Genomic DNA, 14871 nt, shown 5'->3' on the forward strand with positions numbered 1-14871 from the left:
ATACGGATCAGCAACTCCGTCTCCATTTCCGTCAACACCGTAGCCTCCGTATTTTTCAATTACAACTGGATCTGTTTTTTCACTTTCACGGATTTCGCCTTGACCAAGCCCCGTACAGGTTGGATGCTCCCACCCCACAAATGTACAGGGCATAAATTGAAGATGCCCTTCCGCACCAACCGGCGATAAAAGTGGATCCATGCTCGAAAACTTCGTCTCTNTGTAAACGTGCCAGTTATTACAACCATAAAGATAGCAGCAAGCATCAGCAGGAAACCAAACGATCTTTTTTCTTTTCTTGTTTTTCTATTTTTCGTTTTTGCTATCATCTAGTTTCACATCCAACCATAATTTAAGTTTAGTCTAACATATCGAGAATGGAGCTCAGGCCGGAATAGCTATTTTGCATTTTGTACAATGGGCTTACTAACCACGTTTTTTGCATTGGTAATTTAAAGTTTTACAGCTGAAAATCCTCTCTTTTCAAAGCTTTCGAGCAAGACTGGTTCCTTTTTCTATAAACGCATACGAATTTAAGTGAGTAACAATTTTTGAAAAGAAAACTGCTTGATAATCACTAAAAAAATAGTTTTGGTGGAGTTTAATTCCATCAGCAATTCTTGGTAAGTGTTAATATGTAAATAAGTAAAGTACCGTGAATCGTGGTAAAACTAAAGTAATTAAAGAAATTACAAAGGCTCGTTTAGAAACTTAGACCATCAGGAAAGTTGAAGTCCAGCCATATAAAGTTTTAAAGTCAGAAGAACTTTACCTCCATTAAAATATAAAAAAGATGAGGTGGAAAATATGTGCATATCAAATAATGAAATTGAACGTCAAGCTTATATCATGAGTGAAAAAATCAGAAGATATTCAATCTATAAACCGATTTCAATAGAATTTATCGGAAATAAACGACTTGAACTCCAGAATCAACCTTTAGAAGACCTTGCGTCCAAAGAATATCTTCCTTTAGTAAGCAAAATAGTTTTAGAAGATGGGGAAGGCATGCGTTTCGATATTGAACCAACTGAAGTGGGCTTAAGCTATGCTAAAGGAGAAATAACTTTTACAGAGTACAAACAGATGAAAAACAAAGAAAGCAAATTGTTTGTAGGCTATCTCATAGCCCTGTCAAGCGGATTTTTTCTAATAAGCTGGGCTGCTTTAAGTTTCTTTTTTACGTAGACATCAAACTAGGTAACCGCATCTTTTACTAATTGAAGCTGAATTATATTCACTTCTTGATAAGCAGGTTGTCTAGTGGCTGTTTAAAAGCTGTGCCATAAAATTTATTGCTGGATTTATAAAAAGCAGAAGTAGTGTCCCAGTGGCTACTTCTGCTTTCTTGATAAACCATGATAAAGCTTCTCTCTTTATACAAAATTGACTATAGATCTTATATAAGCGAGGAAGTGAACAATCAAGTATGGTAACGGAATGCGGAATTTCTGTTGAGTAGAGAGAAATCCTTAAGTGGGAGCCGAAAGAAAAATAAGAATATACGCAGTCAGTTCCATGCTGTCTGCCGTTTAATTTTAGCGCGCCCGAATTATAATCCCACATCTAGAAAATCTCTCATGGGGAATTATAAAAGTACAGCGCCGAGATATTGATGAAATGAAAAATTGATTGATCAACTTGAAAAAAACTTCATCATTCCTAAGATATATTACTTTCGTATGGATATAACTTTACCAAGTAAACAACCAGAAACTGCGGACTTTTTTATTATCACCAAATATATTAGACAGGACTAAATATTGTTTTGTAATTTTAAAACCCGCTCGTATTAGAAATAGCCTGACACCAGATATAATCATGAATTCATGGAAAATCGACCTTTAATTAGCTGGTTTTCTGAAGTTAAAAAGTATTTTAATACTCTTTATCTGTATATTTGAACTTAAATTCGGAGTACCGTAAAGGAAATATGTGCGATTACAAAGACCAGTCGAGCAGCATTTTATCGTAAGCAAAAGGAATTGGAAGAAAACAATGTACCTTATGAAAGCTGGATTCTATAGCCAGTGGATTCTGGCTTTTTCACATTAAATTTCCCTAACGTTTTAACTCTACATTTTCCTAACAGAATCCTAAAAAGAAGAGTAAAAGCAATGTTATTTGAAGAATTCATAACAAACAAAAAGGAAGTTAAAAAGCTCTAGTTTAGCTTCTTCTCTCCCCTCCTGCTCGAGTTAATTTATAGTTGCTTCAATAAGCGATCATATCGAAATAATTTTGCCTGTTTTTCAATCGCCCCATGATTTTGTATATAATACTCATACTTTTTTGAATATCATTCTTAATGCTTTCTCGATTGATAAATATATTCTTTCCACTAATTTCTCCATACTTTTTACACAACTAGCGCGTATAGTACATTAGGAAACTCATAGAATGGAGGATGAGCAATGAAATTTTAAATCTCTCACCCGATTATCGAACAAAAAATGTTGAGAGAGACAAGATTTACGTGGAAATAGATAAATCCTTTTTTGTATGTATCGTATCTACTAACTTCGTTGAACATCTCAGTCAGCTCTGCGCGAGCTTGGTCGAATCCTAAATGGCAGCAGTATCCGTACATGAGCCTGACAAGTGAAAGAAAGTAATTTATTTGAAGTCCTCTACAAGAAACGCAGAGGACTTCAACTGACGGGCTTCCTGCAAACAAATTTTGAAGACTCAATTAAAAAAAGTTGCAATGAAAGGAAATTACAGAAATGAGAAAAATTATTTTAGGTTCATTCGCCCTCAGTTTCATCTTAATCGGCTGCAGCGCCAATGAAAGTTCTAAACAATCACAGGAGTCACCGATGAACAATGGAAATATGGATGGTCAGAGCATGGGCGGCATGAATCAAGAAGGTGCGATGGACCATGGCAATGTTCCGTCCCTCGAATCCTCTGAGGGAATAAACGAGCTGCCTATTCCCCCTGTGTTGGAAAAGAAGCAAGGTCAAGAATTCGATTATGAAGTCACCGCCCAAGAAGGTGCCACTGAATTTTTCGAGGGCGTCTCGACTGACACCTATGGGTATAACGGCAATCTGCTTGGTCCCACGCTTAGGTTGGAAGAAGGCGAACGTGTAAATGTCAAAATCACAAATGAATTGGATGAGCCGACAACATTCCATTGGCACGGTCTTGAAGTTCCTGGTGAAATAGATGGCGGTCCACGCGGTGAAATTCAGCCCGGTGACAGCCAAATCATCACTTTAGAAGCGGATCAGCCGGCCGCCACCCTTTGGTACCATCCTCATGTTCATGGCTCGACAGCCGAACAAGTTTTCAAAGGCCTTTCCGGGATACTGCTCATTGATGAGGCCTCTGGCTCTGAGTCAGAGCTTCCTAATGAGTACGGAGTTGATGATATCCCCCTCATTTTCCAGGACCGCTTGTTTGATGAAAACAAGCAATTGAACTACGACAGTCTTATGGACGTTGACGGAACCTTAGGCGATACCTCCATCGTCAATGGAACCGTTAATCCCAAACTGACTGTCACCAAACCCGTCATGCGCTTTCGGCTTTTGAACGGAGCTAATGCGCGAAATTACACATTCCGCTTGAGCAACGGCGCCAGCTTCACTCAAATCGCTTCTGATGGGAGCTTGCTGGATGAACCTGTTGAAATCGAAACGTTGACACTAGCAGCTTCGGAGCGCGCTGAAATTCTTATCGACTTTTCATCAATGACTGATGAGGAGTCCCTCGCCATTATCAATGATGAAGGCGCAGAATTACTACCGTTTGATGTAGCTCTCGATGGTTCTCCCGTTGATTCAACCGAAAAGTGGACAGCTGATGAGCCATTCCTGAGCGAACAGGAAAAAGCGATGCCTGTCACGAAGGAAATTGAGTTGTTTGGAATGATGGATATGGTGACGATCAACGGGAAGAAATTTGATCCGGACCGCATTGATTTGCGCCAGGAAAAAGGCGTTACAGAAGTATGGGAAATTTATAATAAACCTGATATGATGGGCGGAATGATCCACCCCTTCCATATTCACGGCACTCAATTCAAAATTATTTCCCGTGATGGCAAGGAAACGCAACCGAATGAACAAGGGTTAAAAGATAGCGTGTTGGTCGAGCCTGGTGAAAGGGTGAAATTACTTGTCACATTCCCTGAAGAAGGTATTTTCGTTTTTCATTGCCATATCTTGGAACATGAAGATAATGGCATGATGGGGCAAGTTGAAGTGTACTAGCAAAGAAAAAGAAGCTGAAATCGCCCCTTTATGCACTCCTGATGAGCAGCAAAAGTGCTGGAATATTTCAAGCACCTTAGGAATGAATAGTCGACTTTAAGTTTACAGTTTTAAATCACCTCTACAGCAGTGAAACAAGAATTGTTGTGATGAAAGTAAAAAAATCACTTTCTATAAAAGGTTTCCAACTTACTTCATTCTGAAAAGGTTTTGTAAGCTGTAACACGACATCTTAGAATTCTTAACGCTTGGAACATAGCACACTTTACGTGTGCTTTTGTTTTGTAAGCAGGAGTTCCGGGAAGGAGAAAATCGATGAAAGAGCAGTTGCTGACCCACCAACCTCTTCAACCTAAGACAGACAGAGAACGACTGAAGATAATTGCCATTTTAGCTATACCCGCTGTAATAGAGAACTTCTTTCAAACATTGCTGGGTTTCGTAGATACGTACTTTGTTTCTCACCTTAGTTTGGCAGCCGTGTCAGCAGTCGGAATCACGAATGCGGTCCTTGCGGTTTACTTCGCCCTTTTTATGGCAATCGGTGTTGCAGCCAATGTTCGAATTGCTAACTTTCTGGGTGCGAACCAACCAGAAAAAGCCAGGCACATTTCCCAGCAGTCCATTATTCTAGCTGTTCTTTTTGGAATTCTCACCGGTCTCGCTACGTGGTTCTTTGCAGAGCCGCTGCTTCGGCTCATGGGCATTGAAGATGAAGTCCTGGAGTTGGGGGCGCAGTATTTCCGGATTGTCGGAATCCCTTCTGTCATCATGTCTTTAATGTTTGTAATGAGTGCAATTCTGCGTGGAGCCGGTGATACTAAAACGCCTATGAAGATCAGTATAGTTATTAACGGCATCAATGCTTTGCTTGATTATGTGTTGATATTCGGTTTCTTGTTCATTCCGGAACTCGGAATTGCCGGGGCTGCCATAGCTACGGTAATTTCCCGTTTGATTGGCACTTTAGCCCTTTTCTATTACATCAACAAAGAAAAAGTGCTGGCATTCAGAAAAGAATATTGGAAGCCAGACAAACAACATCTAATGGAACTCTCTACTCTTGGCGCTCCTGCAGCAGGTGAACGATTGGTCATGCGGGCCGGACAGATTGTCTATTTCGGCTTCGTCGTCGCACTTGGAACCAATGCCTTTGCGGCTCATCAAATTGCCGGAAATGTTGAAGTATTCTCTTACATGATCGGATATGGCTTTGCTACAGCTGCAACGATTTTGGTTGGCCAGCAGATTGGTGCCGGCAATCTGGAAGAAGCCAAAAAGTATGCGAAGCTTTCCACTCAGTTCACGGTAGTATGCATGACATTATTGGGGGGAGTCTTGTTCTTCTTTGGAGAATGGGCCGCCACTTTCTTTACAGAAGACCCCGAAGTGATCAATGATATCGGAACAGCTTTAAAAATATCGGGTGTTTTTCAACCATTTCTTGCCGTACTCATGGTCTTGACCGGGGCATTTCAAGGGGCGAACAACACAAAATTTCCTATGTATCTGACCGCTTTTGGTATGTGGGCCATCCGCACACTGCTTGTATACCTGTTAGGAATACAGTTGGGCTGGGGTTTGGCTGGCGTGTGGATGGCGATAGGCATTGATATTGCTTTTCGTGCAGTAGTATTAGTAATTCAATTCAGTCGCGGGAGATGGATGGCACTGGAGAAAGCACCAGAACCTGAGGCACAATGCCATCCACAAACAACTAAAGAAAACATGTCTACAAATGCAAACAACTACTAATGGAGAAAAAAGGAGGAGTTTCTTTTGGAACATGAACATCACAATGAACACCACAAAAATCGTAAATATCATGATATGGATGAAAAACTTCCCGAAGTCCAAATAAATATCACTTATAACTACGGGATAGTGACGATTAAAGTTCGTGATAAAGAAAACAATGCTGTAGCTTTAACTGAAACTCACGAAAAAAGAATGCACCTGGTTATTACCAGTGCAGATTTAGAAACTTTTTTACATGTCCATCCCATCGAAAATGCTTCTGGAGATTTCGAAGTGGTGTTGGAACTGCCTCCGGGACGTTACCTTGCTTTCGCGGATATCAATCCCGGAAGAATGACTTATGTTATCGAGCCAATTACGATAACAGTCGGCAAGGTTACTGACATCCCAAGCATCGATTGGGAGATGCTTGCGGAAAGGGATAGTGCTACAAAAGAAGTCGAGGGTAAAACCGTTACGTTTCACCATCCAAAGCTGACTGCCGGAAAATCAGCTGCTCTATCTTTTGATTTAAACGGCGAAACTCCTTTGCCTTACTTAGGGGCATTAGGCCATGTAGTTGTGCTGGATGAACAAGGAGAAAAATTTATCCACGTCCATCCAGTATCAGAAGATAAACCCGTATTTGAAGCTCAGTTCCCTTCACCTGGTTTTTATAAACTATGGGTTGAATTCAAATTCTCAGACGCGGGCGTTCTTGCTTTTCCATTTGTCATGAAAGTCGCTGATAGAAATTAACTTGCAAGAAAGAGCATAAATTACTTCGGTATCACTTTGGACAATAACCTAAAAACATAAAACTAAAAAACGCCTTGCATTGAAAAAAGGTATGAAAATACCAAAATTCTATACAAGGCGTTTTTCTGTATGGCTTCAAAAAGGGGTCAAAAAAAGGGTACCGAAACGACTCTATCCTGAGAAAGAAGTCCAATGTCATCCAGATGAAGCGCAACCGCAACTCTACAAATGCGGAAATTATAAAAATTTACCAAATCAAAACCTGAATGTCATGGAACCAGGAAAGCGAAAGGGTATAGGAGAGTGCAGTCTCTTTTGCTAACCCGAATCTCAGATGGTGATGTTTGGATGGCGTCCACCTCAAACAAGCATATTTCAAAAAAAGCGAGCTTCCAATCTAGGAAACTCACTTATACCATCTATTTTTATGCTACGTCATAGCCTTGTTCCTCCACAGCTTCTTTCATATTCTCTGAGGAAATTTTTGATTCGTCATAGGTAACTTCCACTTTACCAGAGTTTAAATCTACCTCTGCAGCAGATACTCCTTCTAAACCTTTTAGCGCGCCTTCTACTGATATTTTGCAGTGGCCACAAGTCATTCCCCTAACATCTAAAGTTTTGGTTTGCATGTTTTCTCACCCCCTTTTTGAAGATTCAAAACCGGCTATTTCAATTGACATTTATTTAATGACTTGAGCAAAATGTTCAGTCAAACGAACCAGATTAGATACAAATCCATATTCGCTGTCGTACCAAGAAACAGTTTTAACAAGCTGCTTATCCTCATTTTCAACGATATCAGTTAATGTGGCATCAAAAATACCTCCGGCTGAAGTTCCAACAACGTCTGAGGACACAATTAGTTTTTCAGAGTATTCAAACGAGGGACTCGTAGCTTCTTTCATGGCTTCATTCACTTCTTCAATTGTTACTTTTCTTTCTAAGTTTGTATAAAACTCCACTATTGCCCCACCTAAAAGTGGTACTCTTACTGCCGTTCCGTCAATAATTCCGTTTAATTCAGGAATGACTCTTCCGACAGCTTTTGCTGCTCCAGTAGAAGTCGGAATTGCATTCATCGCTCCTGCCCGTCCGCGCCTCATATCCGTATTAGGGCTATCATGTAATTTTTGCGAAGGTGTATAGGCTTTAATTGTAGTCATATAACCAGTTACAATTCCAAAGTTATCATGTAATACTTTCGCAACTGGAGCTAAATCATTAGTTGTACAAGAAGCTGAAGAAATGATCATGTCGTCTTTTGTAACAATGCTCTCATTAACACTGTAAACAATCATCTTCGTTTCCTGATCTGCTGGAGCAGTTATAATTACTCTTTTAGCACCTGCGTCAAGATGTGCCTGAGCCTTATCAGCCGTTTTATAAATACCGGTTGCTTCTAACACGATATCAATTTGCAACTCATTCCACGGGAGATCTTTTGCATCAGCTTCTTGGTAGAATTTAATTTCCTTCTCACCAACAACCAAGACATTTTCATGTACCTGAACATCATGCTTTAATCGCCCATATGTTGTATCAAATTCTAATAAATAAGCTAAGTTTTCAATATTAGCTAAATCATTCACAGCAACTAGCTCCAGTTCCGAATTCGTATCCAATAATCTTCTTAATGTTGTTCTTCCTACACGTCCAAACCCATTAATAGCTAATCTAGTGGTCATTTATTTTCCTCCTCTAATCTAGATTCAAACACCTTCTAGCTCGAATGAACAGGCAGCCCGGTTCTATTAAGCTATTACCAGTATTGTACAACCTTCATTTCATATCTTTCTATTCCTACTTAGAAAATCCCTTCATTCCATAAATTAATATCCAATGTTAGGTTGTCAGTTGCTTATTTTGCTACGGCAGCAATTGCCCTCCGGATGCCGTTGATATCCATGACTTCATCTGTTGCTTCCGGTGTGCACATCAGCTTCCCTTTCTTCTTTCCTTTTCTATGCCCTCTTTCAAGGTGAAAAGCAGCCGTTCAAATAAACAGCGGTGGTTAATAAGGATAGTCCCTCTACGTGCTTAAGGATTATTTCTAGTAAAAATAGCCAGAGAAAGCCGGTTTGACAGACGTAATGGGATTTCGATTCAACTAAACGTCCACTGCTTGACCCTGTAGTACGGTCCAGGGTTTATACTCTAGGTAAAGGAGGCGGAAGCGTATGAAAATCGGGGAAGTGGCCAAAGCCGCTGGCGTCAATATTGAAACCGTTCGCTATTACGAGAAGTTTGGGTTGATTCCGGAATCTCCACGTACAGATTCGGGATACCGGAATTTTCCTTCTGAAGTTGTCCAAGACGTCCAATTCATCAAGAGGACGCAAAGCCTGGGTTTTAGTCTGGAAGAAATAAAGAAACTGTTATCCGCATCTCGAAAACCAGAGTTTCAGACCGAAGACATGTATGAGTTCACGATGCACAAAGTACGGGAAATGGAAGCACGGATTGAAGAACTGAAGAACATGAAGAATCTGCTGGAAGAGTTGGCTGGAAAATGTCCTCGTTCCACGGGGACGAAAGCCGACTGTCCGATCATCCAGTCACTTAAAGGGACTGCCTTGCCAGTCCGATAAATTCGATAGCTTACCAATTGAAGGAGGAGATATGGATGAATACCCAACTGAAAACATTCACAGTAAAAGGAATGCATTGCGAAGGCTGCGAGAATCGGATCCAAAAGGTGCTGAATGAAATCCCGGGCGTCTCCAATGTCCAAGCAGACCATTCCGAAGGAAAGGTGGAGCTTCAAGCGACCGAAGAAGTTTCGGCAAAACACGTTCGCCAGAAAATCAAGTCGCTTGGTTTCAAGGTGCAGGGAGGCGACCAGTGATGAGCCAGCTTCAAATGAAAGTCGGTGGGATGCACTGCTCACTTTGCACCAACTCCATTCACCGGGCATTGACGCGGCTGGATGGCGTAATCGATGCGCAGGTGAGCATCGCGCATCAGGAGGTCCTTATTGAATACGATGCGGGGCGCGTACGTCCGGAAAAGATGATGCGCACGTTGAATGACTTGGGTTTTACCTCGCGTGAACCGGATCATGATACGTTTGCAGAAGAAGAGCAAGAACTGAAAAAGGCGAAACACATTGCCTGGATGGCGGGAGTTTTAATTGTGCTGGCTTCCATCCTCATGGCATTCACCCTTTGGCTGGGCCCTTCTCTCTGGCGGACGTACGGACAGGCAATTTTGGCGGTCCTCACCGCTGCAGGTCCTGCATCTTTCGTCTTGCGTAACGCTTGGCAGTCACTGCGTCGCGGCATCCTCAATCAGGATGTGCTGGCAGGTTCTGCCGCTATGGCGGGAATCGCCGGCGGGCTGATGGGTCTATACTATCCGGTTTTTCCAGCCGGTGCTTTTTTCGGTGCGACGACGTTTGTTCTCGCCTTTCATTGCATCGGGGGGTATGCTTCAATCCTGGTCCATGTCCGGTCTTCACAGTCCGTCCGCAAACTGATGGATCTGCGCCCGGAAACCGCCACGCGATTGAAGGAAGATGGTTTGGAAGAAGAAGTGGGCGTTGAGGCGCTGCGCGTAGGCGAACACGTCCGGGTCCGACCTGGCCAGCGCATTCCCATTGATGGGCAAGTAGTGCAAGGAGCATCGGCGGTCGATCAGCAACTCGTGACAGGAGAACCTCTGCCCGTAGATGTCCAAACGGGAAGCGAAGTGATTGGCGGGTCGTTGAATGTCAATGGGAGCCTGGTCGTCGAGGTGACCCGTGTCGGGGAAGATTCGTTTCTGCAAAAAGTGGCCCGCCAAGTGGCCGAGGCACGTGTCATGAAACCAGGCATTTTGCGGCTCGTCGACCGGATTCTGAACGTCTATGTTCCAGCGGTGTTTACCTTGGCAGCGATCAGCGGCTTGGTCTGGTCCTTGGGCAGCTGGTTACTTACCGGGCAGCCCGATTGGGTCCGGGCAGGGTTTTCGGTACTTGGCGTATTGGTCATGGGCTATCCCTGCGCGATTGGGATGGCGACGCCGCTTGCCATTATCCGGGCGAGTGGAGAAGCAGCGGAACGCGGCATCTTGATGCGGTCGGGGGAAGCGTTTCAGATTTTCCGCTTGGTGGATACGGTTGTACTGGATAAAACCGGCACGTTGACGGAAGGAAAACCGCAGTTGACCTCCGTTTGGGCGAAGGACGGCAACCGGGACTCTGTCCTTTCCCTCGCAGCTGCTGCGGAAAAGCTGTCGGAGCATCCACTGGCCAAGGCAATTGTGGCCGCTGCTTCCGATGCACAGGTTCCCTTGCCAGGAGTTGAATCATTTACCGCTTTAGCCGGGCGTGGAATCGAGGTCGAATGGAACAAGCAACCGGTTCTAATCGGTACCGAGCGCCTGTTCAAGGAACGGGGCATGAACGAAATGGAGCTTGTTGTCCCTTGGCTGGAACAGCGGCAAGAGAATGGGCAAACCGTGGTGCTAGTCGGGCTGAACGGGACATTGATCGGAGCCTTGGCGTTGGCCGACCGGATCAAGAGCGATGCGTCTGGCATTGTAGCGGGTCTCCACCGCCGCGGAAGCCGTGTGGTCATGGCAACCGGGGATCATCAGCGGGTGGCAGAGTCCGTGGCGGAACAGTTGGGCATTTCGGATGTCCAGGCCCAGTTGCTTCCGGAAGACAAACGCGCCTTCGTCCGGGAAATGCAGCTATCGGGGCGTAAAGTGGCGTTTGTCGGGGATGGCATCAACGATGCCCCGTCTCTCATGCAAGCGGATGTGGGCATCGCCATTGGAACGGGCACAGATATCGCCATCGATGCGGCCGATGTCGTAATCCCAGGAGAGAAGCTCGTTTCCATCCTTCAATCGCAGGAACTGGCGGCTACCAGCTACAAGATGACCATCCGGAATGTGTTTCTGGCTCTGGCGTTTAACGGCATCGGCATCTTGGCGGCAGTCACCGGTCTTCTCCATCCTATTTGGGCCATGCTGGCGATGGCGCTCTCTCTCTCAACGGTACTGATCCATACCTTGTTCAGCCCCATTGTCAAAACCGGTGAGTTTCAGGAAGAAAGGATTAGCTAAAGTAGCTGTCGCCTAGGCACACTATTAACGGGAGTAAACCGAAGCAAAAAGAAGACCGGGTGCTGCCTAGCATCCGGTCTTCCCTTTCATTTTAGCTAGCATTCGTAAAAATAAACTCTTACAGACCAAAGAAGAAAGAAGATGTGCTTTGATCAGCCTCTTCACTCCTTGGTATTCAAGCAGCTTCCGATAACCCCATGATATGTAAACCTGTATCCCTATTTCCTTAGTCTCCTACTGCAAACACTTTTTTCTTTTGGTCTAGTGCAGCCAAACACAGCGCTTTTAGTTCTTCAGCAAATAGATTTATTCCCCAAGTTGTTTTATCTACTTCCCACTTTTTCTTTGTGGTAACGCTATATTCGTTTAGTAGATGTTCACAAATAATGACGATTTCCTGTACTTCTCGAGCTGAAAACACTCGATCACTATATTGATCCATGTTTAAAAGGAGACCGTATTTCTTTGCTGGATAGCCCTCCTTTGCCAGCAGGTAATCTTGCAGATCCTCCTCGAATTTCACATGTTTTTCAGAACTAGGTATCTCTTTTCGTATATTGGCAATATAAAAATCGATTCCGATTCCGGCTGCCATTTGTTTCCCTCCAACTTTTTTAGAATGCATGATTACATGTACCTTTCACATCCGAATGCGACAAATTCCTTCCAGGAACCACCCCGATTCTGGGGTGGTGTATAACTGGACACTCCCGGATTTTGCATTTCGAAAATTTCTTCATTGCCGATTGAACATTCGTTTCTGTTTAATGGCATCTCTGGTTAGTCAAGATCCATATAATTCATGTAGAAGGAATCGCCTGCACTCGAGATTTCATCTCCACATCCACGGCATTCCCCTCCATAGCGCATGCTGATTCCTGCCCCACAGGTCGGGCAGCTGATCGTCTTACGGGTAGATTGCGGTGCGATGATCAAGCTCTTGTGTTGGCCGTTAATTAGATAAGTGCCCTCTTCCAATGCCTGGCTTCCACATTTGGTGCACGCATTCAACGAATCGCTGACTACGGTTTGACACGAGATACATCTTTTCACTTTCAGTTGCATACGAATCTCTCCCTCAAAAATAAAGTAGGTATTTCATGGTTTATTTAAGAATAAGGGAAGCAAAGAATTTAACCTACTTAATTTTTATTCACGAGACCTCGGCAGTGAGTTGAGAAACTGTTTTTCTAGTCATGCTCGATTGTGTTCCGTTCAAAGGCTGAAATCAAAAACGTCCCACTTCACTGCGTGTAAATGGGCACTCGCATTTAATTTGCACGAGTGAAGTTAAAAAAGAGAAGGAGGATGCTCTTGGTTCATCCCCTTCTTCCGCTTTTTATACTCTATGTATTTTTAAGGTTCTTATTTTTTATAAAAATTATTAGGGAAGAAAATCATAAAGACAAAGTAAAAGCATCGAACGAGGTTTTAAGTTGCACTGTATACGTAGACAGCAACGAAGAAGTGAAAAAGATTAGCTAGCGTATTTAGGGTAATTAATAACAACCTTGTTTTACCGGGTCTTCCGCTTATCGCTAATCCTAATCCAATCATAGAAAATATGAAGGAAAAAAAGAGGCTTACTCTTGATTCAACCCCGAAATCGATAAATCCATAACTAGTAAATTGAGCAGATAAAAAAGGGACGATTGACAAGAGAAAGAAGAAAAAAGAAAGGAATGATCGGCTATTCTTAGACATTTGAACCTCCTTTCATTCTGTGTTTGAACAGAATGTTAATGGTATTCATCTCAACTTTTAACTTAAATATTTGCCATGATTCCAGACATCCCGAGATAAAACGTAATTGCTCCAGAAATAATAACGAACCATTTAAACAATAGGTAATTTATAATTTGAGGCATAGGCGTGAAATCTCTAAAAACATGGAATTTATTTGTTTCTAACACCGCATGTTTGGTAAATACAAAAATTGCCATGTATATAGCGAAAAGGCTAAAGAGAATAATTATGATAGCCGATATTAACTGTCCATTCACTTATGAACCTCCTCCTTGTATTCATATTTTAACGATAGTGTTTACTCTTGATTTCTTCTGGTCCTCACATCTTGAAAAATCTAAAAATTTCTCTTTACTGGCTTCTTGTTTGGCTCTTTAATCTCCTTTTTATATTCTACTATCCCTTCCGGTAACTTGTGTTATGTAGAGTATTGTAATATTACTAAAACCACAGGAAACAGATAAGTTCCTGCTAAGTACTTAATATTATTTTTTCTTTGTTTATTTTTATTTAAGTGTTCTAAAGATGTATCAAATTCAATATTTGTGTATGTTGTTGAAAGCCTCAACATAGCAATAGAAGAGATAAATACATGAAGGAACATTCCAAGGAACATATTTGGAGTAAGTTCATCAACAATTGGTGTAAGAAAGAAATAACTAACTATCAGTACAAAAGGTGCTGAAATTAAATTAGCTATAACAAATTGTGAAATCGAACCTGCTAACCATTTGTTTTGATTAGGTACAGCTTTAATTAAATCTTCCAATTGGCTAAATTTTGCATCCACCCAGTCCTTATTTTGACCTCTTATGGAGAAACGTCCTTTAGACTTCGATAAATCTATCTCTATATGTAGATCTTGATATAAATTCGATAAAGTAAAATGTGCAGCGTTAATAAGCTTTGTTTCATCAAGTACATCTGGATTATTATTATCAATCGAAGTGTTATCTTCATAATAGACTCTAAATGATAGTCTGTTGTATTGTTTTTCAACAACCAATTCCTTTTCAACTTCAATGAAATAACTCATTATCTTGTTTAAGTCATGTTCTTTAAAAATTTTATGTTCAATAATTTTATTTTTTGTAACTCCCATAGTTATCACCTTCCAATTTTTAAATTAGCCTCTTTGAATACTAAATTGTATAAAATAGTTATAACATTACAGATTTTACTTCCAATTTTTTCAAGTTTAACTTAATGCATAATAAGTTACTTTCAAAATGGTGATTTTAATGAATTGAAGAGAAGTTATTTAAAATGGTCGATAATTAAGAAGAGAACGTAAAAAAAGAAGGATAAGGATATATATTGAACCGCACCCCAAATGGTAGACACTTTAAAAAAAGTG

The 14871-nt window shown here is 41.9% G+C and carries 13 protein-coding genes and 1 pseudogene; 7 read left to right on the forward strand and 7 right to left on the reverse strand.

What is annotated here, in order from left to right; genetic code table 11:
* Positions 1-231, reverse strand: a pseudogene (locus GJB59_RS11255) (lysozyme family protein); the annotation flags it as partial.
* Between the two features lie 576 nt (positions 232-807).
* On the opposite strand from GJB59_RS11255, the gene GJB59_RS11260 reads away from it, so the two are divergent.
* From GJB59_RS11260 to GJB59_RS11275, 4 genes are all read left to right on the forward strand, one after another.
* A complete protein-coding gene (locus GJB59_RS11260; protein ID WP_142830111.1) occupies positions 808-1188 on the forward strand; it encodes a hypothetical protein in 381 nt (126 codons plus the stop codon).
* Positions 1189-2726: 1538 nt separating this feature from the next.
* Entirely contained in the window at positions 2727-4220 is a 1494-nt protein-coding gene (locus tag GJB59_RS11265; RefSeq protein WP_142830109.1) for a multicopper oxidase family protein, read from the forward strand.
* 315 nt (positions 4221-4535) lie between these two features.
* Positions 4536-5975, forward strand: coding sequence for an MATE family efflux transporter (locus tag GJB59_RS11270; protein ID WP_142830107.1), 1440 nt, complete (start codon positions 4536-4538; stop codon positions 5973-5975).
* 24 nt (positions 5976-5999) lie between these two features.
* A complete protein-coding gene (locus tag GJB59_RS11275; protein WP_142830105.1) occupies positions 6000-6716 on the forward strand; it encodes a DUF8832 domain-containing protein in 717 nt (238 codons plus the stop codon).
* 425 nt (positions 6717-7141) lie between these two features.
* Here GJB59_RS11275 and copZ read toward each other — a convergent pair whose 3' ends face one another.
* On the reverse strand, positions 7142-7348 hold the full coding sequence (gene copZ, locus GJB59_RS11280; protein ID WP_101802114.1) for a copper chaperone CopZ: 207 nt from the start codon (positions 7346-7348) through the stop codon (positions 7142-7144).
* Between the two features lie 51 nt (positions 7349-7399).
* Positions 7400-8404, reverse strand: coding sequence for a type I glyceraldehyde-3-phosphate dehydrogenase (gene gap / locus GJB59_RS11285; RefSeq protein WP_142830103.1), 1005 nt, complete (start codon positions 8402-8404; stop codon positions 7400-7402).
* A gap of 492 nt (positions 8405-8896) precedes the next feature.
* Here gap and GJB59_RS11290 point away from each other — a divergent pair, with 492 nt between their 5' ends.
* Genes GJB59_RS11290 through GJB59_RS11300 form a run of 3 tightly spaced genes read left to right on the forward strand, consistent with a single transcriptional unit; the run spans position 8897 to position 11768 of the window.
* Positions 8897-9307 (forward strand): MerR family transcriptional regulator, encoded by a 411-nt coding sequence (locus GJB59_RS11290; protein WP_101803213.1) that lies wholly within the window; start codon positions 8897-8899, stop codon positions 9305-9307.
* A 35-nt stretch (positions 9308-9342) separates the two neighbouring features.
* A complete protein-coding gene (locus GJB59_RS11295; protein WP_101803214.1) occupies positions 9343-9564 on the forward strand; it encodes a heavy-metal-associated domain-containing protein in 222 nt (73 codons plus the stop codon).
* Positions 9564-11768, forward strand: a complete 2205-nt coding sequence (locus tag GJB59_RS11300; RefSeq protein ID WP_142830101.1) for a heavy metal translocating P-type ATPase — start codon at positions 9564-9566, stop codon at positions 11766-11768. The genes GJB59_RS11295 and GJB59_RS11300 overlap by 1 nt, the downstream gene beginning before the upstream one ends.
* A gap of 226 nt (positions 11769-11994) precedes the next feature.
* On the opposite strand, the gene GJB59_RS11305 is transcribed toward GJB59_RS11300, so the two are convergent.
* The 4 genes from GJB59_RS11305 to GJB59_RS11320 form a co-directional block, all read right to left on the reverse strand.
* On the reverse strand, positions 11995-12363 hold the full coding sequence (locus GJB59_RS11305; protein WP_142830099.1) for a hypothetical protein: 369 nt from the start codon (positions 12361-12363) through the stop codon (positions 11995-11997).
* Positions 12364-12548: 185 nt separating this feature from the next.
* A complete protein-coding gene (locus tag GJB59_RS11310) occupies positions 12549-12833 on the reverse strand; it encodes a hypothetical protein (RefSeq protein ID WP_142830097.1) in 285 nt (94 codons plus the stop codon).
* A gap of 701 nt (positions 12834-13534) precedes the next feature.
* Positions 13535-13771: a hypothetical protein gene (locus GJB59_RS11315; protein ID WP_142830095.1), complete on the reverse strand. Its 237-nt coding sequence runs from the start codon at positions 13769-13771 to the stop codon at positions 13535-13537.
* Between the two features lie 161 nt (positions 13772-13932).
* Positions 13933-14616, reverse strand: coding sequence for a hypothetical protein (locus GJB59_RS11320; RefSeq protein WP_142830093.1), 684 nt, complete (start codon positions 14614-14616; stop codon positions 13933-13935).
* Positions 14617-14871 lie beyond the last annotated feature (255 nt).

The sequence above is a fragment of the Planococcus soli genome (genome assembly GCF_016881065.1).
GTDB classification, from domain to species: domain Bacteria; phylum Bacillota; class Bacilli; order Bacillales_A; family Planococcaceae; genus Planococcus; species Planococcus soli.